Raw genomic sequence first — 24,509 nt, 5'->3', positions numbered from 1 at the left:
AAGAGCCGGATGCATTCCGACCCCTTAGTACCCAGGCCACCGCACTCCGCCGACAGCCACGACACCATCCAGGTCCGCGGGGCCCGGGAGAACAACCTCGGGAACGTCTCCCTGGATCTCCCCAAGCGCCGCCTCACCGTCTTCACCGGCGTGTCCGGCTCGGGGAAGTCCTCCCTGGTCTTCGGCACCATCGCCGCGGAGTCGCAGCGGCTGATCAACGAGACGTACTCGGCCTTCGTCCAGGGGTTCATGCCCAGCGTGGGCCGCCCCGACGTCGACGGCCTGCACAACCTCAGCGCCGCCATCGTCGTCGACCAGGAGCGGATGGGCGCCAACTCCCGCTCCACCGTGGGCACCGCGACCGACGCCCACACGATGCTCCGGATCGTCTTCAGCCGTCTCGGCACCCCGCACGTGGGCACCTCGACCGCCTTCAGCTTCAACAGCGCCGAGGGCATGTGCCCCGCCTGCGAGGGGCTCGGCCAGGTCACGGAGATCGACATCGACGGGATCCTGGACCGGGACCGCTCGCTGAACGAGGGGGCGATCACTGCCCCCGGGTTCACCGTGGGCTCCTGGTACCAGCAGATCATGGCGGGCTCCGGCCTCTACGACCCCGCCAAGCCGCTGCGGGAGTTCACCCCGCAGGAGTGGGACGACCTGCTGCACAAGCCCACCACCAAGATCAAGGTGGGCACGACCAACGCCACCTACGAGGGGCTGGTGCCCCGGATCCGCCGGACCTTCCTCGCCAAGGACCGGGAATCCATGCAGTCCCACATCCGGGCCTTCGTCGACCGCGCCGTGGTCTTCGCCGACTGCCCCGACTGCGGCGGCGCCCGGCTCAACGCCGCCGCGCTGTCCTCGAAGATCGGCGGACGCACCATCGCCGGCTGCTCGGCGATGCAGATCAGCGATCTCGCCGAGTTCGTGCGGACCATCGAGGACGCGTCCGTCGCCCCGCTGCTGGCCGGACTGCGGCAACTGCTGGACTCCCTGGTGGAGATCGGCCTGGGATATCTCAGCCTGGACCGCACCTCCGCAAGCCTCTCCGGCGGCGAGGCCCAGCGGGTGAAGATGGTCCGGCACCTGGGCTCCAGCCTCACCGACGTCACCTACGTCTTCGACGAGCCCACCACCGGACTCCACCCGCACGACATCCAGCGGATGAACAACCTGCTGCTGCGGCTGCGCGACAAGGGCAACACGGTCCTCGTCGTGGAACACAAGCCCGAGGTCATCGCGATCGCCGACCACGTCGTCGACCTCGGGCCCGGGGCCGGAACGGCCGGCGGCGAGGTCTGCTACAGCGGCGACGTGGCCGGACTGCGTGCCTCCTCCACGCTCACCGGCCGGTATCTGGAGCACCGGGCCCGGCTGCGGGAGGCGGTGCGCACCCCGCGCGGGCACCTGGCGATCAAGGACGCCAACCGGCACAACCTCAAGAACGTCAGCGTGGACATCCCGCTGGGTGTGCTGACGGTGGTCACCGGGGTCGCCGGCTCGGGCAAGAGCTCACTGATCCACGGGGCGCTGCCGGGGCGGGAGGGCGTCGTCGTCGCGGACCAGTCGCCGATCCGCGGCTCGCGCCGCAGCAACCCGGCCACGTACACGGGGCTGCTCGACCCGATCCGCAAGGCCTTCGCCAAGGCCAACGGCGTCCGGGCGGCGCTGTTCAGCGCCAACTCGGAGGGGGCCTGCCCGGGCTGCAACGGCATCGGGCTCGTCTACACCGACCTCGCGATGATGGCCGGGGTGGCCTCCGTCTGCGAGAAGTGCGAGGGCAAGCGGTTCACCCCCGAGGTGCTCTCCTACACCCTGCGCGGCAAGAACATCAGCGAGGTGCTGGAGATGCCGGTGGGCGAGGCGCGCGCCTTCTTCACCACCGGCCAGGCCGGCACCGTCCTCGGCCGGCTCGTCGATGTCGGCCTGGACTACCTGCGCCTCGGCCAGCCTCTCAACACCCTCTCCGGAGGCGAGCGGCAGCGGCTGAAACTCGCCGTCCACATGTCCGGGAAGGGCACGACCTACGTCCTGGACGAGCCGACGACCGGGCTGCACCTGGCCGACGTCGACCAACTGCTGGCGCTGCTCGACCGGCTCGTGGACGACGGCAACACGGTCGTCGTCATCGAACACCACCAGGCCGTGATGGCCCACGCCGACTGGCTGATCGACCTCGGCCCGGGCGCGGGCCACGACGGCGGCCGGATCGTCTTCGAGGGCACCCCGGCCGAACTTGTCGAGAAGGGGGACACGTTGACCGCCCGGCACCTGCGGTCGTACGTCGGGGCGGCCGGATAGGGGCACGGGCGCGGCGGCCGGGGGCGGGGCCGGGTGGCTGGTTCCGCCCCGGCCCCGGCCCCACCTGGGCTCCGTCCCGCCGGCTCTCTGCCTGCCGGGCCGCGGGCCGGCCCGGCCTCCGGCCCACTGCGCTACGGGGCCGCGTCCCCGCGTGCTTCCTCCTGCCGTACGACCTCGGGCAGATCCGTGAGGCGGTCCAGCCCGTGCAGCGAGCGGGCGACCCGGGGATTGCCCTCCAGCAGCGGCCGGTTCCGCTCCAGGAAATACCAGTAGCCGGCCGTGACGGGACAGGCCCGCTCACCCGTCCGCCGGTCGGGCCGGTAGGCGCAGTCCCCGCAGAGGTCGCTCATCCGGTTGATGTACGAACCGCCGCACAGATAGGGCTTGGTGGTGATGCGCCCACCGTCGGCGTACTGGGACATGCCGATGACGTTCGGCAGCATCACCCAGTCGTAGCCGTCGGCGAACGAGCGGTGGAACCAGTCCGTGACGGCCAGGGGATCCCATCCCCGCTGCAGGGCCCAGTTGCCCAGGATCATCAGCCGGGGGATGTGGTGGGTCCAGGCGCGGTCCCGCACCCCGGTGAGGGCGGTGGCGAGGCAGCGGGCGGTGACGGCACCGGCGTCGAGCTCCGCGAACCAGCCCGGCAGCGGCCGGTGGTGGCCCAGGGCGTTGCTGTGCCGGTATTCGTCGCCGAGGCTCCAGTACAGATGCCACATGTACTCGCGCCAGCCGGCGATCTGCCGGACGAAGCCCTCGGCGGAGTTGAGCGGGACCTTCCCGGCGCGGTACGCGTCCTCGGCGGCCGTCACGCACTCGGCCGGGTCGAGCAGGCCCAGGTTGAGCGCGGGGGAGAGCAGGCTGTGGCTCATGGCCCAGTCGTCGGACAGGACGGCGTCCTCCCAGGGCCCGAAGCTCCCGAGCCGCTTCTCCGTGAAGCGCCGCAGCGCGCGCAGCGCCTCGGCGCGGGTGGCCGGGAAGAGCCGCGGTCCGTCGCGGCCGGCGAAGGAGACCTCGCCGTCGGCCTCCCAGCGATCGAGGTCGCGGCGGACCTCCTCGTCCACGGCGTCCTCGCGGGGGAGATAGGGGCGGGGGACGGGCAACGAATCCTGGCGGGGCGGGGGCTCCCGGTTGTCGGAGTCGAGGTTCCAGCGGCCCCCGGCGGGCTCGTCCCCGTCCATCAGCAGCCGGAGCTCGCGCCGCACCCGGCGGTAGAAGTCCTCCATCCGGACCCGGCCCGGCCCTGGACCGTCCGGGCCGGCGCCCGTCCAGTCGGCGAACTGCCCGGCGGAGACCAGGAAGCCGCGCGCCGGGAGGACGGTGACCTGCTCCAGGGAGCGGACGAACCGCAGGGCGGCGTGCGAGGTCGGGTGATGCACCGTCACGGACGCGCCGCCGGTGGCCCGGGCCAGGCCCTCGCGGTAGCTGCCGGCCCGGATGTAGCGCACGCGGTCGCCGAGTTCGGCGGCGCGGTGGCGCATGGCGGAGAGGACGAGATGGGCCTTGGCCCGGTGGAAGCGGCGGCGGCGGAAGACGGACCGGCTCTCGATCATGACGATCTTCCCGCCGGCGCGGCTGCGGCTGCCGCCGGTGCCGCCGGTTCCCGTGCCGGCGCCGGTGAGGAAGTGCGGGCCGAGCTGGTCCCCGAAGAGCCAGTGGTAAGCGGGCTCACCCCGCGGTTCGGTAATCACCGCCTCATAGTGGTTGATTCCGGACGCCGGTCAAGGAGGCCGCCGTGGAGACGGACTCTGTGGCGGAACGGCGCCGGAGAGGGACGAGCCGCCCGACCCGCCGAGCCGGCCCCCGACCTGCCGGGCCGGTGCCGGAGACGGGCGTGGGGGCCGCCCTGCCGAGCCGGCACCCAAGCCCGCCGAGCCGGCACTCAAGCCCGCCGAGCCGGCACTCAAGCCCGCCGAGCCGGCACTCAAGCCCGCCGAGCCGGCACTCAAGCCCGCCGAGCCGGTACCCCGCCCTACCGAGCCTGCATGTGGGCCCGCCGTGCCGGCACCCCGGTCCCGCCGTGCCGGCACCCCGGTCCCGCCGTGCCGGCGCACGGCCCCGCCGAGCGGGTGCCGGAGACGGACGCGGGCCCGCCTTGCCCAGCCGGCCCCCGGGCTCACCGGCTCGGTACCCCTCCCCGCCGGGTCGGCACACGGGCGCCGCCGGGCCGGCCCCCTCCCCGGACGGGCGCGGCCGTCCGTGGGCTCGCTCACCCGCGCCGCGGTGCCCCGGTCACGTCCCCGTCAGGCCCGGCGCCCCCCGTCAGGCCGGGCTCTTTCCGTCACTCGGGCGGGGCGACGGCTTCACGGCCCGGACGAAGCGCAGATAGCGGTCCCAGTCCCAGTGCGGCCCGGGATCGGTGTGGTCGGTGCCGGGCACCTCGACATGGCCGACGATGTGCTCCCGGTCCCGGGGCAGGCCGTACCGGTCGCAGATGCCGGCGGTCAGCTCCGCCGAGGCCCGGTAGGTGGCGTCGGTGATGGAGCCGGCGCGCCCCGCGAAGCCCTCGTGTTCGATGCCGATGCTGCGCTCGTTGTAGGCGCGGTTGCCCGCGTGGTAGGCCACGTCCAACTCGCGCACCATCTGCGCCACGTGCCCGTCCTCCGTGCGCACCACGTAGTGCGCGGCGGCGCCGTGCCCGGGGTTCTGGAAGACCTTCAGGCCCACCGCGTAGTCGCCCTCGATGGTGTGGATCACCACCCGGTCGATGGTGTAGTCGTACGGCCGGTCGGCCATCCGCCAGTTCGCGGACGAGGCCGGTATCCACTCGGCGCCCGGGTGGTCGACCTCGCCCTCCTTCCGGGGCCGGTCGACGCCCGGGACGCGGTACCACCAGCGCGAGCCGTCCGCGGCGAGATACCCGGCCGTGCCGAGACCCACGGCCGCTCCGCCGATGAGCAGGGCCCGTCGGCTGACGCCCCGGCGGGACCCCGCCGTGCGCTCCCCACCGCGGGGCTCGGGCACGCGGCCCTCACGCCGGGGCTCGCGCTGCTGCGGCGGCTCGGACCGGCGCGACTGCTGTGCTTCCATCCGCGACCTCTTGTGCTCGCTGGGTGCCCCTCGGCGGCACGGACCGCGCCCGGGGTCTCGGGGTTGCTCGGGAACTCGCTTCTTCGTGCGCTGGGTTGTTCTGTGCTCAACGGGTGGCCGCCGCGCCCTGTTCCGGCGGCGGTCGTTTCCGGCCGTTTCCAGCCGTGCGCGGTGGCGTGCGGTGGGCGCCGTACGCGTGCTCGCCCCTCCGCGCCGGCGGTCCCGCCGGTCCCCGGCGGCCGACGACGGCACCGCGCCGTACCGGGTCCCGCACCGCGCCGTACCGGGTCCCGCACCGCGCCGTACCGGGTTCCGCACCGCGCCGTACCGGGTCCCGTACCGCGCCGGGTCCGCGCTCGCGCACGGCGTCGGGCCGGGGACCCGTATCGCGTGGGACGGGTCCCCGGCCGCGCCGGGCCCGCCCTGCCGTACCGCACCGGACCCGCGCTTCCCTGCCGCACCGGGTCCGGTCCCGTATCGCGTTGGGACGGGCGGCCCCGGGCCCGTACGCTGATAGGGCTATGAACGATTTCCCCGGCGCACCCACCGCCCCCCGCGACGGCACCCGGCTGCGGGTCCTGGCCGCCATGTCCGGCGGTGTCGACTCCGCCGTCGCCGCCGCCCGCGCCGCCGAGGCGGGCCATGACGTCACCGGCGTCCACCTCGCCCTGTCGGCCAACCCGAAGTCCTTCCGCACCGGGGCCAGGGGCTGCTGCACCATCGAGGACAGCCACGACGCGCGCCGGGCCGCCGACGTCATCGGCATCCCGTTCTACGTCTGGGACCTGGCCGAGCGCTTCCGCGAGGACGTGGTCGACGACTTCGTCGCCGAATACGCCGCCGGGCGCACCCCGAACCCCTGCCTGCGCTGCAACGAGAAGATCAAGTTCGCGGCGCTGCTGGACAAGGCCCTCGCCCTGGGCTTCGACGCCGTCTGCACCGGCCACTACGCCACCGTCGTCACCCGCGAGGACGGCGGCCGCGAACTGCACCGCGCCTCCGACGAGGCCAAGGACCAGAGCTACGTCCTCGGGGTCCTCGACGAGCGCCAGCTCGCCCACGCCATGTTCCCGCTGGGCGACACCCTCACCACCAAGGACGAGATCCGGGCGGAGGCCGAGCGCCGCGGTCTGGCCGTCGCGAAGAAGCCCGACAGCCACGACATCTGCTTCATCGCCGACGGCGACACCCAGGGCTTCCTGGCCAAGCACCTGGGGACGGCCGAGGGTGACATCGTCGACGAGGACGGCAACCGGCTCGGCAGCCACCAGGGCGCCTACGGCTACACCATCGGCCAGCGCAAGGGCCTGCGCCTGGGCGTGCCGGCCCCGGACGGCAAGCCGCGCTATGTGCTGGACATCTCGCCGGTGAACAACACGGTCACGGTCGGCCCGCAGGAGGCGCTCGACGTCACCGCGCTGACGGCGATCCGCCCGCGCTGGTGCGGCGAGCCCCCGGCGGGCCCGGGCCCGTACACGGCCCAGCTCCGCGCCCACGGCGAGGAGACCCCGGTGACGGCGGAGCCGGCCGAGGACGCCGAGGGGGCCCCGATGCTCCGGGTGACGTTCACCGAGCCGGTCCGCGGCGTGGCCCCGGGCCAGGCGATCGTCCTCTACGACGGCACCCGGGTCGTCGGCTCGGCGACCATCGCCACGACGGAGCGCCGCCGCACGCCGGCGGCCGCCCGGGGCTGAGGGGGGAGTCCTGCCGGTGATGCCCTCAGCCCTTCCGTGGACCCGTCATCTGTCGGCCGACGAGGTGCAGCAGTTTGTGCGGGAGCTGACCCAGGCTGTGCACGGCGCCGCGGATTCGGACATCCACGCCAACGTCCACCGGGTAGTCGTCGAGTGGCGGGCGACCGCGCGCATCCTCGCCGACCCGGAACTGACGGCTCAGCTCACCCGCCCGCTGCCCGACGAGGACCACGGAGAGGCGACCGCTCCGTAACACCGAAGCGAGGCCGCGAGCTCGCCGCGCTGCCGGTCGGCACCGAATGAACCGCGAGCCCCGATGAGTATTCTGGCGTGCGAGGACGGGGCGTCATAGGTTGTTCTGTGCGGGTAACCCGCAGAGGAGATCCCAAGACGGGCATGGGGAATCACCGCCCTGTGAGGAGGTCGGCCGTGCTGCTCAGCTTCAGGGTGGCCAATCACCGCTCGATCCGGACCGAGCAAGAGCTGTCGCTGGTGGCCACGGAGTTCAACGAGGGCACGGAGCGCGACACCGGTGCCCGGGTGGATGGCAAGCCGGTCTCAGTGCTGCCCGTGGTCGGCATTTTCGGGGCGAATGCCTCGGGTAAGTCGAACACCCTCAGCGCCCTGCGCTTCATGCGCAGCGCGGTACGGGAATCCTTCGCCGACTGGGGCAAACACCCGGAGCGGGTCCCACGTGAACCTTTCGCGCTCGACCCGGAGGCGCGCGAGGAGACGAGTCTCTTCGAGGTCGAGCTGCTGCTGGGCCCGCGCGGCAGGCGGGTGCGTTACACCTACGGCTTTGAGCTGTCGGACGAACGGGTCGAGGCGGAGTGGCTGCACGCCTACCCCTCCGGCCGCCGCCAGGTGTGGTTCGACCGCGAGGCCGGACGACCGGAGGAAGAGGGCGGCGAGTTCAGATTCCCCGGTACGGGCCTCAAGGGCCGCAAGGAAGAACTGGCCGAGAGCACCCGGCCGAACGCGCTGTTCCTCACCGTCGGTGCCACCCTCAACCATTCCCAGCTCGCCGCCGTGCACCGGTGGTTCAGCGAAAACGTCTGGCTGCTGGCTCCCGGAGACGACCTCTCCGCCCGCACGCGCTGGACTCGCGAACTCCTCACCGGAGCCGCTGGGGACGACAAGAGACTGCGGGAACGCATCGCGCGCATGCTGGCCGTCGCGGACCTGGGCATCACGGGCCTCACCACCGATCCCGAGACCGGTGAACTGCAACTACTGCACCGGGCGGCGGACGGTTCGGAACAGCCCATGGACTTCGCGGACCAGGAATCCCTCGGCACCCACGCCTGGTTCGCCTTCCTCGGCCCGCTGCTGCACTTCCTCGACCGGGGCGGCGTCATGCTCGTCGACGAACTCGACTCCAGCCTTCACCCCCTGCTGGCGGCCGAGGTGATCCGCCTCTTCCAGGACCGCGAGGCCAATCCGCACGACGCCCAACTCGTCTTCACCACACACGACGCGACCCTGCTCGGGCCGTCCGTGGTGGAGCGCCCGCTGGATCGCGATCAGGTCTGGATCACGCACAAGAGCGCCATCGGGGAGAGTGAGCTGTACCCGCTCACTGCGGCGCGCAAGGCCCGTAAGGACGACAACCTGGAACGCCGCTATCTCCACGGCCACTACGGTGGCATTCCCCGGCTGACCGCCGGGGAGATTGCGAGGGAAGCGGTCCGGTTCGCGGAGGAGCTGAAGGCGACAGCGTGAGCAAGGGGGACAGGGCACAGGACAAGCGCAACAGACGTCGCCGGGACCGGAGTGGGGCGTCTCACGCGCTGCGCCGTCCGCCCGCTTCGTACGGCGACAAGTCGAACCGCGTGGTGTACGTGGCCTGCGAGGGCTCCAGGACCGAGCCGGACTACATCAGCCTGCTGAACAAGACCTACGGCCGGGACAAAAGCTTTCGGTTGAAGTACTGCCACCCGGGGCACGGCAACGGCCTGGACCCCGTGGAAACGGTCCAGCAGACGCTGAAGGAAGCCGGCCCGGAGGACGAGAAGTGGGCGCTCTTCGACCGGGACGCGGACGACAACCGTGACCGGAAGATCCCCGACGCCATGCGACTGGCCGCCGACAGAGGTGTCCAAGTGGCGCTGTCGCACCCGTCCTTCGAATTGTGGCTGCTGCTCCACTTCCAGCACTGGACCAGTCAGGAGCACGGCCACGACGAGAAGGTGAAGGACAGACTGCGCCGGCACCGGGACGCCAAGGGCTTCAAGGACTACGACAAGGCGTCCGGTGACCGGGGCAAGGGCCTCAACGACGAGCGGGGAAATGCCCTCCTCGGCCGCGAGACCACTGCTGTTCGCAACGCCAGGAAGCTGGTGAAGGCGTGCCCCAGCGGCCGCTGCTCCGCGGACCGCATCGGGAAGATCCAGCCGATCCCCGCCAAGGGAGGGGAGAAGTACGCCGAGTGGACCGAGCGCACCGGGCACGCCGCCGGATGCGATCCACTGAAGCGCGACCCGTCCACCGACGTCTGGCGGCTCCTGGCCAGCCTTGGCCTCGGAACTGTGGTGGAGGGCAGAGGGTAGCGAGCCGCGGAGCGCGAGTTTCTTTCTGCCGACCGCCAGGCGGCGAGGCTGGTGAGGGCCGGGGCTGACTGCACTGGGCGCGCGGTCGTCAGACGGAGGAGACCGGCGGGCGGTTCACCCTTCCGTTCCTCACTCCCGCGATGAAGGTGGTGAGCGCTGCGCGGCTCACCCTGATGGTCCGGGCCGGGTGAACGCTGTCCCGGACGGCCATGCGGTCCTGGTCGCAGATGGCTATCTCCACACAGTTGTTGCCGCCGCCGCCGCAGAAGGACGAGCGTTTCCAGTCGAGTGCGTCCACTGTCAGTCCCCTCGGAACGTGTGTGCCAGAGAGCGGATGAGTTCCCGGGAGTCGCCGGGAGAGAGCGCGGACTGCTCCATGAGGTCCAGTAGAGAACGATAGTTCGCCAACGGCGTGGGCGCATCAACGAAGTTGGCTCCCAGGGCGGTATCGAGCTGGACGGTGTCCAACTGTGGCACGGGGCCCTCCGCGTACAGGATCGACTGCCCGGCTCCGTGGAAGCCCCCGGCGCTGAACGGGATGACCAACAAGGTGACGTTGGGCTGTTCCGCCGCCTCTGCCAGTCGTCGGAGCTGGGCTCGGGCGACGGCTCGGCCTCCGAACCCCAGCCGCAGAGCGGCCTCGTGAACGAGGCCCGTGTACGGCATGGGGTTGTCCCCCACGAGCACATTCTGGCGAGCCATGCGATGCGCAACCCGGAGTTCGACGTCCAGGCGGGGAAGCTTCGGCACGGTGAGTTCGAAGATGGCCCTGGCGTGGTCTTCCGTCTGGAGCAGGCCCGGCAGGTGCACGGTCTGCGCGGTCCGGATGCGCGTCGCGTAGTGCTCCAGCTCGGATACGTCCAGGTGTCCGTCGGGCAGCTTGCCCCGGTATTCCGTCCACCAGTGCTTGGTGCGCCGGCTCGCCGCCATGTCGGCCAGGGCGTCCACCAGCGCCTCGTTCGGGCACTTGTAGTGGCATGCGAGCTGCCGGACCCGGTCCTCGCTGACCGTGGTGCGTCCGGCCTCGATGTTGGAGATCATCGTGCGGTCCGCGCCCAGCATCGAGGCGGCTTCCTGAATGGAGATCCCTGCCTGCTCGCGCATGCGGCGGAGTTCGGTGGCCAAGCGGCGCTGGCGGCCGGTTGGAGCGTTTCGTGCGGCCATGTGTCCTCTCCCGTGAGTGCGATGCAGTGTGGCAGGCCGTCGAAACGGCATACCAGTGAAAGAAGTTCATATTCACTCGTTCGTGGACATTGGCTCATGAGTGAGCCGATAGTGCTCTACGGTGTGAGGCGCGCCACTCAACTCCCCATCCCCGCCCACCGGAAGCGCACCGTCGGCCACGGGCCCAGGCCAGGCGGCGAGCCACCGCAGGCGGCCACGGCGAATCCCGACCCGGGCTGCCAGGGGACATGGAGCGACCCACACCCGACGACGGCCGTACAGCGCCGCCCCGACCTCATGGAGCGGCGCGCGTCGTACCCCGACCACACCGCGTTCGAGCGCAGGCCGTCACTCATGCCACCGCACAAGGAGGTGCCCGTGAACCCCGAATCTCAGCTCCCCTTGTCAGCCCGCCCCGTACAAGCACCGCAGACCCCGGGGGCCGTCCCCCCGCTCCCGTACCCGGTGCCCACTCCGTTCGCCGGCCCGTGGGAGTACGCCCTCCGCTTTTCCGGGGATCCCCGCGGCCCCGGAGTCGCGCGGGCGACGCTGCGGGCCGTGCTGACCGCGCACCACCTCGGCGAACTCGCCGACCGGGCCGAGCTGCTGACCTCCGAGCTGACGACCAACGCCGTCCGCTATTCCAAGGGCCCCGCCGCCGTGCTGCTGCGCTGGGCGGCGCCGATTCTCCGGGTCAGCGTCTCCGATCCGTGCCCGGAGTTCCCCGCGCCGCGGGTGCCCGTCGGGCCGGTGGCGGCGGACGCCGAGCGGGGGAGAGGGCTGCTGATCCTCGATCTGCTCGCCGACGCGTGGGGCGACTGCTGTGCGGAGGAGCCGGCCCTGGGCTCCGTCGGCAAGAGCATCTGGTTCGAGCTGATCCTCGGCGCCGGACCGCCGTCTCCCGAGGCCCCGCGCTCGCGGCCTGACAGGCGTTCGCCTGGCCGCAGCGATCGCCGTACGGGTTCAGCCGTCGTGGCCGGATCCGTACGGCCCGGTGAAGTCGCCGGTCCGCGCGGGCGCCTTGGGCTTGTGTGGCGGCTTGCTTCACCGCGGGGCACCGCCGTGGTCTCGCTCCGGAGACCGGTGCCGGCAAGTGGCGCGAAGCCGCCGTTGCCGGGGTGCCGGGGCCGCCGGGAAGCGCGTGGCTCACTTCGGCTCTTTGGCGGTGTCGTGGAGAGAACGTGGTCGGCGTTGCGTGAATGTGATGGGCGGGTGAAGCCTGTTCGGCCGCTTGTGTCCACTCTTGTCTGCCTGTACACGCCGGTGTGATCACCGTAGTGTCGCCGCCGCCACGGACGAGATCGAGCCAACCTGGCTGATTCTTCTGCGGCCGATGGGGCTGCTCTCTCGTCTTCCCGTGTCAGGTTCGGGTATCCGGTGGCCCGGGGAGGGTGTGGCTCTTGTTCTCCGGTCGGATATCCGGTCGTTCGCGTTCCATGGCGCTGGCGCTGGCGGGTGCGATGCTGGCGGTGCTGCTGTCGGCGGTTACCTTCAGTCCGTCAGCGGTGGCCGTGACGCAGGGCGTGGACTCCCCGGACGTGCCGGCGCAGCCGCACGGGCAGGTGCCCGCGCAGGCGGCGGAGCGGACTCAGAAGCCGTTGCCCGAACCGGTCTGGCCGGTGGCCGGGGAAGTGCTCGTCGATCTGTCGGGCGCCGCGCCCGGAGAGCCGGGCACGGTGGTGGAGGCGTCCTCCTCCTCGCTGGCCGCGACGGGAACCGCGGCTGCCGAGGGAACCGAGCTGGTGTCGGTTGCGCCCGTGGCGGAGGGCGCGCCGGGAGGCCCAGCGGTCCAGCTGGGCCCGCTGCAAGACGTGACGGGGGAGACCGCCTCGGCCACGTCCGCACCGGAGCCGTCCCCGGAGTCCGCATCACCGGCTGCGTCACCTTCCGGCGAGACGACACCCACAGCATCGGCATCGGCATCGGCAGAAGTGCCCGCAACGGCAGAAGCCGCCACCCCGCCCCCGTCATCCTCCGCGTCCCCGGCTCCCACGGCGACCGCCTCTCCGTCCGGCACGGAGTCCGGCAGCGGCGGTACGGGGGAACGCTCCCCGGAGCGGGTCCGGGTGGAGGTGCTCGATCACGCCGCCGTGGCGCCCGGCGGCGGTGTCGGCCTCGGCGTCCGCCTGACCCGTACCGATGGTGTCGCCCAGCCGGGGCAGGTGGAGATCTCTCTGGACTACTCGGTGTTCCGTCACGCCTACGGCGGTGACTTCGCGTCCCGGCTGCGGCTGGTGCGCATGCCCGAGTGCGCGCTGACGACCCCGGAGGCCGAGGGCTGCACGACCCGCGAATCCGTGGTGGCGGACAACGACACCGCGAAGGGGCTCATCACGGCGACGGTGCAGGCCGAAGCGGATCCGGCCACCGGCACGGACGGGGGGATGACGCCGCAACTGGGCGCCGCGAGGCCGGTGTCGGAGACGGCGACGTCCGGCGGCACGGTATACGCGCTGACCTCGGGATCGTCCTCGGACACCGGCGACTACCGGGCGTCCCCGCTGGGCCAGTCCGGCTCCTGGGATGTGTCGGTGGGCTCCGGAGCCTTCACCTACCAGGTCCCGGTCGCCGTGCCCGAGCCGCCGATGGGTTCGGCACCCCAGGTGGCGCTGAACTACAACTCGCAGTCGGTGGACGGGCGGACCTCGGCCTCCAACAATCAGGCGTCCTGGGCCGGGATGGGCTGGGACCTCAACACGGGGTTCATCGAGCGGCGATACCGCAACTGCACCCAGGACGGGCTGCCGACGATCGGTGATCTGTGCTGGGACTCACCCAACAGCACGCTGGAGCCGTCGGGCGCGGTCTACGTGATCAACCTCGGCGGGGTGAGCTCTCAGCTCATCCAGGACAACGACGGCACCGGCTCTTACCACGTCCAGGACGATCCGGGCTGGCGGGTGCAGCGCATGTTCGGCGGTCACGGCGCGGATGACGAGTACTGGGTGGTCTCCCACCAGGACGGCACCCGCTACTACTTCGGCTGGGGGCGCAGTGAGCGCACCGGCACGGGCACCGGGTCGGTGTGGACGGTGCCGGTGGTCGGCAACGACGTGGGGGAGCCGTGCCACGGCCAGTTCCCGGAGCCCTGCACCCAGGCCTGGCGCTGGAACGTGGACCGGGTGGTCGACGGCAATGAAGTGGAGTCGATCTACTTCTACGACAAGGAGTACAACCACTACCGCTCCGTCGCCAACACCGACCAGGCCCGCAGCTACGTCTCCGGCGGCTACATCGACGAGATCCAGTACGGCTGGTCCTCCCAGACCGGCGACGGGCAGCTGCCCGCGAAGGTCGAGTTCAGCCATGTGAACCGGTGCGCGGAGCGGATGAGCGAGGACAACCCGCTCGACAACCCGCCGCCGGCCTGCCCGACGATCGACTCCTCACCCACCTCGTATCCGGACGTCCCGCTGGACCTGCGCTGTGACGGAACAGCCTCCGACTACCACTGCGCCGGCAAGACGTACTTCCCGACGTTCTTCGTCGAGGACATGCTGTGGGACATCAAGACCTATGTGCGCGACGACAACGCCGCACCGTGGTCGCTGGTGATGCAGTACCAGATGAAGTACGCCCTGACCAACCCGTCCGGGCCGGTCGACGGCACCCTGTGGCTGGACTATGTCCAGCGCAAGGCCTACGGCAACGATCCGGACATCACGCTGACGCCCTGAACCGCCTGGTCGAGACCCGCGAGGGCACGACCCTGATCACCTCCCACACCTACGACACCGCGACGAAGGGCAAGGGGCTGCCCGCCACCTCCACCTCCTACGCGGGAGGACCCTGCAGTCGGGCACGGCCTATCTGGTCTCCCACGCCTACGACTCAGCGGGACTCTTGAGCACCAGTCAGGCCCAGGAGCCGGAATCTCCCTAGGAGTTGGAATACTGAAAAGCAACGCCGACAGCTTCCAGCAAATCAGAGGCGAGGCTGCCGGATTGGGCGGGTCCGTAGGATACGGCCCCGGTGTTTTCGCCAGCCACAGAGGCACTTTCGGGACCAGAAACAACAGAAGGGACATAGTCCATACAGGTATGGTGGGCGGAGGGTTGGGTCTCGGAATCGAGGGGAACGGAGGCGTTGGAGTTACCGGAGTCCACCCCCTATTCACTCTTCCCAATTGGTGAATCAGGGCATGTTAAGAAGTGCCTCCTGGAATGAATCGACGATGTACGAACCACCCCCTCCAGAACAAACCCTGCAAACATCTTCCCGGCACCGCAGCGCAAGCCGCCACCACAGGAAGTCACTCGAATGGCAGATATCAACACCCTAATAACCGCAACCTCACAATCCGACGGGTACACATTTCGTCTCATCTGGGGATTGCTGGCAGCTCCAATAGGGTTGGCCCTCGCCTTCGATTACAGAAATTGCGCCATTGTACTTTTCGACTTCATCGAGAGGATTACACCTGGAGGTTCCGGGACGGCATCGCATAACCTTGTAAGACTGTTCGGGGGTGTTATTGGGTCGATCGGAATCGGCGTCTCAGTCTTCGCCGCCTACAAACTGACTTTCGGGTGACCGGCGCACATTATAGCCATTCCCGAGATCAATTCCTGCCTCACGTTACCTGTCAGATTCGGACGTAATCCGGGTCTTCGAATTTAAGGGAGGCTCGCGTGATTCCAATGTCTCACTGGTGGAGGGTTGGAATTGAATCGGGAGGCGACGTGTACGTGATTGACGTATCCGGCGGGTAGTCCTACACGTACCTCGTGGAATGGTTGAATCGGTGCGATTGTTGCGGCAATTCGGGGAGAAGTTCAATTATTCAGCGAAGGAGGGACTCTCCCCGGCAGGGGAATTTACCCTCTTCTTTGGGATCGGAGGGCTCTTCGTCATTCTTGGCATTCGGCATCTTGTGCATGAGAAGAAGTCGGGGGTGAGGGTGGTAAATGAAAACAGAGTCATGTTGGGGTTCTCTCCCCGTGGTGAACGTGAGACTCGGCTGCTGATGCGATTCCTGGGGGTGGGTTTCATTGCCCTAGGAATGATTTGCATGGCAGGTGGGATTGTGATGGCGTTCTAAGATGCCGACTCTTTTTCCGGGCTTCGCGGCATGGTTCGAGACGCCAAGCGTGGAGCTGGCGGTGGTCTCGGATCCTGGCTGGCTGTCATAGTCGCAGACACCGTGGGCGAGATGACGGACTGCCATAACTATTCGAGAGGACTCCCTGGGGTCGATTCTCTTTGTGTGCGCAGCGAGGTGTCGACGTGAGTGATGCAGTGTCCATTGCAGGTTCGCCAACAGGCGGAGCAGTGTTCTCCATTGTCCTGTTCGCTCTATTTGTAACCTATGGATTGATAATCGTCCTGAACTATGCAGACATCACCTATCGTCTCTTTGGCTACTTCTCGCGAGTCGTGTTCGTGGGACCTGCCACCCCTGGCACCTTGCGAGTGGTGGGCGCGGGCATTGCCATGATCGGAACAGTGGGTCTGGTAGTGGAACTCATTGAACTCTTCCGGTGATTACCTGGCCATGCGGTCGCTGGAGAACTTCGTCGCCGCCGGCCTCGACCACCTCGTCCGTGTCATGAAACGCAAGCTGAAGAAGATCCGATATCGCCCTGCCTGATCGACGGCTGCCTCACCGAGACCGGTCTGATCGCCGAGCCGCCCGCCATCACGAGTTCAACCTCAGCATGTGGGGGTCCCAGTTGAGTCGCGGAAAAATGGAGCATCTCTTGTGATTGGTATGTGGGTAACCGCGACCTTCTTCTTCGTTGCCGGCTGCGTTCTTGTACTGAATTGTCGGGAGAGCGCGGACCGGCTTCATAGCTTCTTCGTTCGTCTCATCCCGTGGAGTGGTACGGCCACCTCCAGAACGCTTCGCGGGGTGGCAGCGGGGTGGATCATCTTGGGAATACTTATGGTTCTACCGGATCTTCTGGGTTTGTCGTAGAGGTTCAGTGCGCCGGTGCGGGGGCGTAGTGGCGACAGGATGGTATTCACCACTGGATGGAGGGCCGGAATCACTTCGGATCGGGCGGGGAAACGATCGAGCATCACCGCCCAGGTATGGGAGCGGGATGGGAGCGGTTGGTTGAAAGCAACGCCGATGAAAACACGGTCGTATGACGGGGAGCTTTCTCGTATGCCCACGGACTGATTGAAACGCGCGCGCCGGTCGTGCTGGTCCGGGACCATCGCAACACCCGCCTTCACGGCCGGGATGCGCCGCTACATTGCCAACAGGAGTCGGCTTACCGTCTACGAACTGCCGCCGTGGGCAACCGATTTCAAGTTCGTGGAGACCTCTGGTCCGTGCTGTGGTGCACCACGGTGGCCAATCGTGCCTTCGCCGACACGGACGACCTGGTTATCGCGGTCCGGCGTGCTTCGCCCGGGCTCCGGTACCGCCACGATGTCCTTTACGGATACCTCGCCGGAATCGGCCTCCGGCGCGTCCAGCACGACGACATCACGCATTGACGGTCAGCAATCCGGGCGGTCGGTCACGGCCTCGGTCTCGTAGAAGCAGAAGTGGTCCCTGATCCGCGCCACTTCGGGCTTGGGGTTCGGATAGGCCCACACCAGGTCCGGGGCGTCCGGGCGGGACCAGTACGAGGCGTCGCCCTTGAAGGGGCAGTGCGTGCTGGTGTCCGACGGGGTGAGGAGGTCCGTGCGGACGTCCTCCGGCGGGAGGTAGTAGCGGACCGGGCAGCCGGTCTCGCGGAGCAGCAACGGGCGGCGGCTCTCGGCCAGCACCTGCCCGGAGTGCGTGACGCGGACGTGCTCGGTGCCCTGTTCGATCGTGATGCGGTGTCCTGCGGTCACGGTGTCTCCTTGGTGTGGGGCTGCGGGCCGTGGGGTTGTGGGGCGGGCCCAGCCAGCCGCTGTCCCGCCCGGCTCTCGTCCTGTGACAGCAAGCCGGCCGCGTCCCTTCTTCCCCGCAGGCCCAGCGGACCGGCGCCCCGGCTGCTCGGTGAAGGCCCGGCGCCCCCGGCGGCCGGAGAGCGGCTGTCCGCCGCCGTCCGCCGCCCGTGCGGCAAGCTGGGCCCATGACTGCACATCTGATCACAGGGGCCGGATCGGGCATCGGGGCCGCCGTCGCGCGGCGGCTGGACGAGCGCGGGGACGAGCTGTGGCTGCTGGCGCGGGACGCCGGACGGGCCCGGGAACTGGAGAGGGCGTTCCCCGGGGCGCGGACCCTCGTCGGTGACCTCGCCGCACCGGAGAAGCTGTCCTGGGCGCTCAGCCACCAGGAGGTGCCGGAGCGGCTCGACTCGATCGTCCATTCCGCCGGGGTGGTGGACCTCGGCACGGTCGGCGAGCTGACCCCCAAGGCGTGGAACCGGCAGCTCGCCGTCAACCTCGTCGCGCCCGCCGAGCTGACCCGGCTGCTGCTGCCGCAGCTCCGGCTGTCGCGCGGTCACGTCGTCTTCGTCAACTCGGGGTCGGGGCTGCGCGCGAATCCGGACTGGTCCGCGTACGCGGCGAGCAAGCACGGGCTGAAGGCGCTCGCCGACTCCCTGCGCGCCGAGGAGCACGGCAACGGCGTGCGCGTCACCTCCGTCTACCCGGGCCGCACCGCCACGCCCATGCAGGCGAAGGTCCACCAGCACGAGGGGAAGACGTACGAACAGGGGCGCTGGATCGCGGCGGAGTCGGTCGCCACCACCGTCCTCACGGCGCTCACCCTGCCCCGGGACGCGGAGGTCACCGACCTGTCGGTGCGCCCCGGCCACTGAGCGCCGGGCGCCGGCGCAGCAGCTCTCCGCTGGTCCCGGATCGGCCTGACCCAGCGGTGGGATGACGTCACGTCACCCTGCGTTCCGCGCCGAGGTGTTTCGCCGCCGTCGGCGCCCGCACACCCACACGCCCGCACGCCCGCACGCCCGCACGCCCGCACGCCCGCACGCCCGCGCGGCCGGGCGGAGTCCGGTGCCGGACCGCCCTCGTCGGACGCCCCCGCGCTCGCGGCCTGACGCCCGGCCCCACCTTGCCCTTCAGGGCGTGGCGGCGCCGCGGGCCCGGTGGGCGTAGTGGGCCGCTGCGGTGTCCGGTACGGCCGGGCGTGGCCTCGCTTCCCTCGACGGGGAGGTCATGGCACACCGCCGGGACCGCCCCGATGAGAGGTCCGGGTCAGGTGAGGGCGGCAGTCCCCGGGGGAGCGCCGGATTCCGTCGTGCCCGACGGCACGTGCCGGTCGCTGTGTTGCGGGAGAAGGACCCGGAAGGTGGCGCCCCGGCCGGGGACCGAGTCGACCTCGACGTGTCCCGCGTGGGCGGTGACCAGGGAACGGACGATGGACAGGCCGAGGCCGGCGCCGCCGGTGGCGCGGTTGCGAGAGGTGTCGGCGCGGTAGAAGCGCTCGAAGATGTGGACGCATTCTTCCGGGGTGAGGCCCGGGCCCTCGTCCGCGACTTCCAGAACGGCGTGGTCGCCGGCCGTGCCGACACCGATCCGGAGAGAGGTGCCGGGCGGTGTGTGGGCGACGGCGTTGCCCACCAGGTTGGTGACGACCTGGCGCAGCCGGGCCTCGTCGGCGAGGGCCGGGGCGGGGGCGGGCGGTCCGTGGCCGCCCGGGCCGGTGAGCGTGACGGCACGGGCCGGGTCCAGGGCGCGTACGTCGTGCAGGGCGTCCGCGGCGAGGGTGCGCAAGTCGGCGGGTGCGAGGTCGAGGCCGGGCGGGATGCCGGGCGGGCGGGAACCGGCAGGACTTCCGGGCATGGGGGTACCGGCCGGGCTCCCCGTGGTCCGCAGCGCGTTCTCGTCGAGGCGGGCCAGCAGGAGCATGTCCTCGATGAGCCGGGCCAGGCGCTCGGACTCACGGGCGATGCGGGACATCGTGGCCTCGATGTCCTCGCGTCCGGTGAGCGCGCCCATGCGGTGCAGGCCGGTCAGGCCCTTGATGCCGGCGAGCGGGGTGCGCAACTCGTGGCCGGCGTCGGCGACGAAACGGCTCATCCGCGCCTCCGACTCGGCGCGGGCGGCGAACGCGGTCTCCAGCTGGCCGAGCATGCCGTTCAGCGCGGCCGCCAGGCGGCCCAGCTCCGTCCTGGGGCCGGCCAGTTCGGGTACCCGGCGGGAGAGGTCACCGCCCGCGATCTCGGCGGCGGTCTGCTCCACGCGGGACAGCGGACGCAGTCCGGACCGGACAGCGAACCAGCCGGCCACGGCCAGGACGGCGAGCAGACCCAGGCCGGTGGTCCGGTAGTTCTGCCACATTCGGCTCACCGTGCCGTCCACCTGGTCCATCGACGTCGCCACGACCACGCTGCCGGAGCCGGCCGGCTTCCCGACCCCGGTCCCCGGCAGTGCGGCACGCTCCGCCCGCGGCACGGCGATCACCCGCCAGCGTGTCCCGCCCTGCGTGCTTCCCACCGTGAACGGGCGGCCGCCGCGGGCGGTTACCGCGGCCGTGTCCAGCCGGGGGAGGGCCGGGCCCCGGGCGTCCCCGTCCCGGTGCCCCGCGAGGGAGTCGATGCTGCTCTCGATGGTGCCGTCCCCGGCGACGTAGGTGATGACGGGGTTGCCGAGGAGGTCCGTGCCGAGGCCGGCGAGGTTCGCCGACGGCGTCTGATCGGCTCCGTGCTCGGCCACGGTGGGCGGCACGAGGGCGAATACCGTTGCGGCGGTGCGGAGCTGGGCGTCGACGCGGTCCTCCATGTAGTCGCGCAGGGCGTTTCCGGTGACCAGGGCGAACGCCGTGAAACCGGCCGCCAGCAGGGCGACGGCCGGCACCAGTACACGGCTGCGCAGGGACGCCCGTGCCCACAGCGCACGGACGCGACGACGCCGGCATCCGGTCACGGCTTCGGCCCGCGCAGCACATAGCCCACGCCGTGCACGGTGTGGATGAGCTTCGGGCCGCCGTTGTCGATCTTGCGGCGCAGATAGCTGATGTAGGTGTCGACGATGCCGGTGTCGCCGCTGAAGTCGTAGTCCCACACCCGCTGGAGGATCTGCGGCTTCGAGACCGTGCGCCCGGCGTTGGTCATCAGGTAGTGCAGCAGCCGGAACTCGGTGGGCGACAGGCGCAGCGGCTCACCCGCGCGGGCCGCCTGGACACCGTCGGGGTCGAGCTCCAGATCGGCCACGCGCAGCAGGGCGGTGGGGTCGCCGCCGGTGCGGCGCAGCACGGCACGGATACGGGCGATCAGCTCCTGCAGGTCGAACGGTTTGGTCACGTAGTCGTCGCCGCCCAGCACCAGGCCCTCGATCTTGTCCCGGGTCGCGTCACGGGCGGTGAGGAACACGACCGGGACGTGCCCGCTACCGGGCGCCACGGCCGGGCGGTGCCCCTCGCGCAACCGGCGGATCACCTCGAAGCCGTCCAGGTCGGGGAGCATCACGTCGAGCAGGACCAGATCCGGCGACACCTCCCGCGCACGGTCCAGGGCCTCCTGGCCCGTCCCGGCCGCGGCGACCGTGAAACCGGCGTACCGCAGCGCCGCGCACAGCAGTTCCCGCACGGTCGGCTCGTCCTCCACGACCAGCAGGTTCACGTCCGTGGCGGCCGCCGCGCCGGGGGCGCTTCCGACGCCGGCGCCGAACCGGACAGGGTGCTCAGCAGGGGTCAACGGGGCCTCCAGACGACCGGTAACGCGCTCCCGGCCCGACGGACGCGGGGACGGGGCGGAAGGCGCGCGGCCCGCGTGGCCGGCACAACACGGATCCTGCCGACAGGGTACGAAAGCGGACCGTCTGGGCTGTGTAAAGCCTGCCGTCACGGCGCACCCCTGTCGCTCTCCCCCTGCCGTTAAGGGGTTTCCGCCGTCACCCACGGCCGGCCGTCACTTCCTCCCGCTTCCCGCGGTCGCCGCGCACCGCGGCCAGAAGGCTTCCGGCGAACCCGGCCAGAGTGCCGGCGAGCAGCCCGAACACGACCGTCAGCAGCACGCCGCCGCTCAACCCGGCCTGCGTTCCCCCCATCTCGCTGCCGAACGCGCTGATGCCGAAGTGCCCGGACGCCCCCGCCACCCAGGCGCCCGTGCTCAGGACGACGGCGGTGACGGCCCCGAACCGCCCGGCCATACCGAGGTGCCCGGAGAACCCCCGCTGGGAGAAGGGCGGAAGCGAGGGGCCGGAGCCCCGGTGCGCCGCCCGGGCGGCCCGGTGGGCACAGGCGAGCAGGATCAGGCCGGTCACGGCGAGGGCCGCGAACCACAGCGGCCATCCGCCCGCCGACAGGGACCTCAGATGTTCGGTACGGTCGGGCTGCCCGCCGCCCGTACCCCCCATGCCCCCCAGGAGAGCCTCGGCGAGGGGGTTGCCGCCACCACCGCTCTGCACCGGGTGCACTGCGGCCGTCCACGGGGAACCGACGCCGAGGGAGAGGAACACCGCCAGGGCGTTCGGGGCGAGCAACAGCGCGGCGCCCGCCGCCGACCCGCCCCGGCCACTGGCGACCGCGCCGACGACCGCGCCGATGACCGCGAGGACGACCGCGAGGACGAGGGCCGTGCGGACGAGGGCTGAGAGGCTCCCGCCCCAGACGGTGCGCAGCCGGTCCAGCGGCCCCCCCAGCGGCAGCCGCGCCCGGCGGCTGATCAGGCATCCTGTGCCGATGACGACGGCCGTCCACAGCAAGGCCCCGATGCCGGCCGATCCCGTGCTCACGCGGTAGGTCATCGCCGGTTCCGCTCCGCCCAGGAGACCACTCGGGCCACCGCTCCCGCCACCGAGGAGATCACCGAGACCACCGCCCCCGGCACCGGTGTCCCCGGCGGACGCGCCTCCGCCGGTCCCCGTCAGCAAGGTTGTCGCCGACGCGGGCAGGTCGATCGATCCCCGGGCGAGGGCGGCCACGATCACGAGGGCGAGCAGCGCGGCGGTCACCGTTCCTCCCGCCCGCAGGACCAGCTCACCGGCGGTGAACCGCAGTTGCCGCCGGTGCCGCAGCCGCCAGGAGAACGCGGTCCACAGGACGACGGCGCCGGCCAGCGTGACTCCGAGCGGGACGACACCGGCCGCACCGCTCACCGAAGGCCCCATGCCACCACCGCCGCCGCCGAACAGCGCGGCCATACCGCCCATCGCGTCGGCGCCCGCGCCTGTGGAGACATCCGAACGCACGCTCACCGAGCCGCCGACAGCCATGGCTGTCACGGCCAAGGCCAAGGACCACAGTGATCCGACGGATCCCGCGTCGAGCAGGGTCAGCGCCAGCGCGGACACCGCCACCATGGCCGCCACCGCGTACAGAGCGGCCGCCGCCCCCTCCAGGAAGTTGCCCCACGGGCCGGTCAACCGGACCACGGTGCGGCGTCCGGACCGCGGATTCGCCGTGCCGGACCGCGGACCGGGACCGGGCCTGCTCCGGAGCCGGGGTGTGGTGACAGCCATACGGAAACACTCCGCTTCGTTCGGGGGAAGCACGCGGTGCCGTCCCGGGGGGACGCCTCGTGCCGGGTGAACCCGCACAGACTGGCGCGCCCGGCTGTCACGTTCACGGGAGGTTCTGAGAGATTCCTGAGTACTGGCGGGAGACCGGCACAGGAGCGAGGGGCACGCAGGCCGGGCAGCGGCCCGATTCCCGGACAGTTCCCAGGACCGCACCGGCTCCGGCGCCGCGGCTTTCCGCCGGCCACCACCGGAGGGCTCGTCCTCCCGTGCCGGCACAGGGAGCGGAGCAGCGGGTGCGGGCCGGTGCGCCCCGGTCACCGAGCGCCCGGCCCGCGCCGGCGGCCGGGCCGCCCGCCCCGGGCTCCCCCGGCCCGCGAGGGCCCGTCTCGTACGCTTCACCGCGTGAGCGAGAAGAGCAGGTTCATCTGGGGTACGGCGGCCGCGACCGGGGTTGGGTCCATGCCCGGCGGCGACGCGCGCGAGGCGGCGAAGACGGTTACGGGTTCCCTGGAGGCGTTCCCCCATCTGCCGGAGCTGCCCGCCCGCGGCCCGGGCGCCGACATGCTGGGCCGCACCATCGGGCTGCTGGCCGAGCTGTACGCGCACGTCGAGCCCAGCGGCTGGCGGCTGAGCGACCGCCCGGGCCGCGACACCCGGCGCGCCCGCTCCTGGATGGGAGAGGACCTCGACGCGCTGGAGGAGTTCACCCAGGGGTTCGAGGGGCCGCTGAAGGTGCAGGCCGTCGGCCCGTGGACGCTCGCGGCGGGACTGGAACTGCGCGGCGGCGAGGCGGTGCTGAGCGACGCCGGGGCCGGCCGCGACCTGGCCGCCTCGCTCGCCGAGGGGCTGCGCGGCCATCTCGCGGAGGTGCGGCGGCGGGTGCCCGGCGCCGAGGTCGTCCTCCAACTCGACGAGCCGTCGCTGACCCCGGTGCTGCGCGGCCGGGTGCGGTCGGCCAGCGGTTACCGCACCTACAACGCCGTGGACCGGGGCGTCGTCGAGGGGGCGCTCCGCGAGGTGTTCGCGGCGGCCGGTGGCGCGCCGGTGATCGTGCACTCCTGCGCGCCCGAGGTGCCGTTCGCGCTGCTGCGGCGGGCGGGGGCGACCGGAATCTCGTTCGACTTCTCCCTGCTCACCGAGCGTGACGAGGAGGCGATCGGGGAAGCAGTGGAGGGAGGGACGGCGCTCTTCGCCGGAGTCGTGCCGGGCACCGGCACCGCGTTGTCAGACCCCGCCCTTAGTGTCATGGGTGTCAGAACGCTGTGGCGCAGGCTGGGGCTGTCGCCGGGGAGTCTCGCCACGTCCGTGGCGGTCACCCCGTCGTGCGGTCTCGCCGGTGCCTCACCGGCCTACGCGCGCTCGGCGCTGGCGCACTGCGCCCGGGCGGCGCAGTCGCTCGCGGACAACCCAGAGTGACGGCCGGGGCGGGGTGCGGGCGACGGCCGAGCGGTACGGGGATGGA

21 protein-coding genes are annotated in these 24,509 nt (G+C 71.0%); 13 read left to right on the top strand and 8 right to left on the bottom strand.

Translation table 11 applies throughout. The features are described from left to right. Window positions 1-9 precede the first annotated feature (9 nt). Window positions 10-2,304 (top strand): excinuclease ABC subunit UvrA, encoded by a 2,295-nt coding sequence (locus KBZ10_RS08450; protein WP_210986880.1) that lies wholly within the window; start codon window positions 10-12, stop codon window positions 2,302-2,304. A 131-nt stretch (window positions 2,305-2,435) separates the two neighbouring features. On the opposite strand, the gene KBZ10_RS08445 is transcribed toward KBZ10_RS08450, so the two are convergent. After that, a complete protein-coding gene (locus tag KBZ10_RS08445) occupies window positions 2,436-3,995 on the bottom strand; it encodes a cryptochrome/photolyase family protein (RefSeq protein ID WP_307847282.1) in 1,560 nt (519 codons plus the stop codon). A gap of 571 nt (window positions 3,996-4,566) precedes the next feature. Beyond that, complete coding sequence (locus KBZ10_RS08440; protein WP_210986879.1) at window positions 4,567-5,334, bottom strand: N-acetylmuramoyl-L-alanine amidase; 768 nt, start codon at window positions 5,332-5,334, stop codon at window positions 4,567-4,569. Between the two features lie 521 nt (window positions 5,335-5,855). Between KBZ10_RS08440 and mnmA the strand changes: the two genes are divergently transcribed. The 4 genes from mnmA to KBZ10_RS08420 all read left to right on the top strand — a co-directional run bounded on the left by mnmA (window position 5,856) and on the right by KBZ10_RS08420 (window position 9,577). Then, window positions 5,856-7,028, top strand: a complete 1,173-nt coding sequence (mnmA, locus tag KBZ10_RS08435; protein ID WP_210986878.1) for a tRNA 2-thiouridine(34) synthase MnmA — start codon at window positions 5,856-5,858, stop codon at window positions 7,026-7,028. A 19-nt stretch (window positions 7,029-7,047) separates the two neighbouring features. Continuing rightward, window positions 7,048-7,281 (top strand): DUF6247 family protein, encoded by a 234-nt coding sequence (locus tag KBZ10_RS08430; protein ID WP_210986877.1) that lies wholly within the window; start codon window positions 7,048-7,050, stop codon window positions 7,279-7,281. A gap of 176 nt (window positions 7,282-7,457) precedes the next feature. Further along, window positions 7,458-8,750, top strand: coding sequence for an ATP/GTP-binding protein (locus KBZ10_RS08425; protein WP_210986876.1), 1,293 nt, complete (start codon window positions 7,458-7,460; stop codon window positions 8,748-8,750). After that, on the top strand, window positions 8,747-9,577 hold the full coding sequence (locus tag KBZ10_RS08420) for an RloB family protein (protein WP_307847280.1): 831 nt from the start codon (window positions 8,747-8,749) through the stop codon (window positions 9,575-9,577). Before KBZ10_RS08425 ends, KBZ10_RS08420 begins: the two co-directional genes overlap by 4 nt. Window positions 9,578-9,665: 88 nt before the next feature. On the opposite strand, the gene KBZ10_RS08415 is transcribed toward KBZ10_RS08420, so the two are convergent. Together KBZ10_RS08415 and KBZ10_RS08410 are read right to left on the bottom strand one after the other, a co-directional pair. Continuing rightward, on the bottom strand, window positions 9,666-9,875 hold the full coding sequence (locus KBZ10_RS08415; protein WP_210986875.1) for a DUF397 domain-containing protein: 210 nt from the start codon (window positions 9,873-9,875) through the stop codon (window positions 9,666-9,668). 2 nt (window positions 9,876-9,877) lie between these two features. Then, window positions 9,878-10,741 (bottom strand): helix-turn-helix transcriptional regulator, encoded by an 864-nt coding sequence (locus tag KBZ10_RS08410; RefSeq protein WP_210986874.1) that lies wholly within the window; start codon window positions 10,739-10,741, stop codon window positions 9,878-9,880. Window positions 10,742-11,299: 558 nt separating this feature from the next. On the opposite strand from KBZ10_RS08410, the gene KBZ10_RS08405 reads away from it, so the two are divergent. The 6 genes from KBZ10_RS08405 to KBZ10_RS08380 all read left to right on the top strand — a co-directional run bounded on the left by KBZ10_RS08405 (window position 11,300) and on the right by KBZ10_RS08380 (window position 17,188). Next, the gene (locus KBZ10_RS08405) at window positions 11,300-12,010 is read left to right on the top strand and encodes an ATP-binding protein (RefSeq protein WP_210986873.1); all 711 of its coding nucleotides are present in this window, start codon (window positions 11,300-11,302) and stop codon (window positions 12,008-12,010) included. A 167-nt stretch (window positions 12,011-12,177) separates the two neighbouring features. After that, on the top strand, window positions 12,178-14,418 hold the full coding sequence (locus KBZ10_RS08400) for a SpvB/TcaC N-terminal domain-containing protein (protein ID WP_210986872.1): 2,241 nt from the start codon (window positions 12,178-12,180) through the stop codon (window positions 14,416-14,418). A 583-nt stretch (window positions 14,419-15,001) separates the two neighbouring features. After that, window positions 15,002-15,274, top strand: a complete 273-nt coding sequence (locus tag KBZ10_RS08395; protein ID WP_210986871.1) for a hypothetical protein — start codon at window positions 15,002-15,004, stop codon at window positions 15,272-15,274. 693 nt (window positions 15,275-15,967) lie between these two features. Beyond that, a complete protein-coding gene (locus tag KBZ10_RS08390) occupies window positions 15,968-16,225 on the top strand; it encodes a hypothetical protein (protein ID WP_210986870.1) in 258 nt (85 codons plus the stop codon). Next, complete coding sequence (locus tag KBZ10_RS29995) at window positions 16,209-16,331, top strand: hypothetical protein (RefSeq protein WP_282107788.1); 123 nt, start codon at window positions 16,209-16,211, stop codon at window positions 16,329-16,331. The genes KBZ10_RS08390 and KBZ10_RS29995 overlap by 17 nt, the downstream gene beginning before the upstream one ends. 650 nt (window positions 16,332-16,981) lie before the next feature. Continuing rightward, window positions 16,982-17,188: a hypothetical protein gene (locus tag KBZ10_RS08380; RefSeq protein ID WP_210986869.1), complete on the top strand. Its 207-nt coding sequence runs from the start codon at window positions 16,982-16,984 to the stop codon at window positions 17,186-17,188. 3 nt (window positions 17,189-17,191) lie between these two features. Here KBZ10_RS08380 and KBZ10_RS08375 read toward each other — a convergent pair whose 3' ends face one another. Further along, complete coding sequence (locus KBZ10_RS08375) at window positions 17,192-17,533, bottom strand: DUF427 domain-containing protein (RefSeq protein ID WP_210986868.1); 342 nt, start codon at window positions 17,531-17,533, stop codon at window positions 17,192-17,194. A 224-nt stretch (window positions 17,534-17,757) separates the two neighbouring features. Between KBZ10_RS08375 and KBZ10_RS08370 the strand changes: the two genes are divergently transcribed. Next, window positions 17,758-18,447: an SDR family oxidoreductase gene (locus tag KBZ10_RS08370; RefSeq protein WP_210986867.1), complete on the top strand. Its 690-nt coding sequence runs from the start codon at window positions 17,758-17,760 to the stop codon at window positions 18,445-18,447. 394 nt (window positions 18,448-18,841) lie between these two features. Here KBZ10_RS08370 and KBZ10_RS08365 read toward each other — a convergent pair whose 3' ends face one another. From KBZ10_RS08365 to KBZ10_RS08355, 3 genes are all read right to left on the bottom strand, one after another. Continuing rightward, window positions 18,842-20,443, bottom strand: a complete 1,602-nt coding sequence (locus tag KBZ10_RS08365; RefSeq protein WP_307847277.1) for a HAMP domain-containing sensor histidine kinase — start codon at window positions 20,441-20,443, stop codon at window positions 18,842-18,844. A gap of 65 nt (window positions 20,444-20,508) precedes the next feature. After that, the gene (locus KBZ10_RS08360) at window positions 20,509-21,207 is read right to left on the bottom strand and encodes a response regulator transcription factor (protein WP_307847289.1); all 699 of its coding nucleotides are present in this window, start codon (window positions 21,205-21,207) and stop codon (window positions 20,509-20,511) included. Window positions 21,208-21,478: 271 nt separating this feature from the next. Beyond that, window positions 21,479-22,960, bottom strand: coding sequence for a streptophobe family protein (locus tag KBZ10_RS08355; protein ID WP_210986864.1), 1,482 nt, complete (start codon window positions 22,958-22,960; stop codon window positions 21,479-21,481). 489 nt (window positions 22,961-23,449) lie between these two features. Between KBZ10_RS08355 and KBZ10_RS08350 the strand changes: the two genes are divergently transcribed. Continuing rightward, entirely contained in the window at window positions 23,450-24,463 is a 1,014-nt protein-coding gene (locus KBZ10_RS08350; protein WP_210986863.1) for a methionine synthase, read from the top strand. Window positions 24,464-24,509: the final 46 nt, after the last annotated feature.

It is taken from the genome of Streptomyces sp. F63 (assembly GCF_018070345.1).
Lineage (GTDB): Bacteria > Actinomycetota > Actinomycetes > Streptomycetales > Streptomycetaceae > Streptomyces.
Note: the sequence above shows the minus strand (reverse complement) of the source record. Positions and strands in the feature narration are given on the sequence as shown.

Bases quoted from the DNA above. Each gene is read 5' to 3' on its own strand.
- KBZ10_RS08450 (WP_210986880.1), top strand. From the start codon at position 10: ATGCATTCCGACCCCTTAGTACCCAGGCCACCGCACTCCGCCGACAGC.
- KBZ10_RS08440 (WP_210986879.1), bottom strand. From the start codon at position 5,334: ATGGAAGCACAGCAGTCGCGCCGGTCCGAGCCGCCGCAGCAGCGCGAG.
- mnmA (WP_210986878.1), top strand. From the start codon at position 5,856: ATGAACGATTTCCCCGGCGCACCCACCGCCCCCCGCGACGGCACCCGG.
- KBZ10_RS08430 (WP_210986877.1), top strand. From the start codon at position 7,048: ATGCCCTCAGCCCTTCCGTGGACCCGTCATCTGTCGGCCGACGAGGTG.
- KBZ10_RS08410 (WP_210986874.1), bottom strand. From the start codon at position 10,741: ATGGCCGCACGAAACGCTCCAACCGGCCGCCAGCGCCGCTTGGCCACC.
- KBZ10_RS08400 (WP_210986872.1), top strand. From the start codon at position 12,178: ATGGCGCTGGCGCTGGCGGGTGCGATGCTGGCGGTGCTGCTGTCGGCG.
- KBZ10_RS08395 (WP_210986871.1), top strand. From the start codon at position 15,002: ATGGCAGATATCAACACCCTAATAACCGCAACCTCACAATCCGACGGG.
- KBZ10_RS08370 (WP_210986867.1), top strand. From the start codon at position 17,758: ATGACTGCACATCTGATCACAGGGGCCGGATCGGGCATCGGGGCCGCC.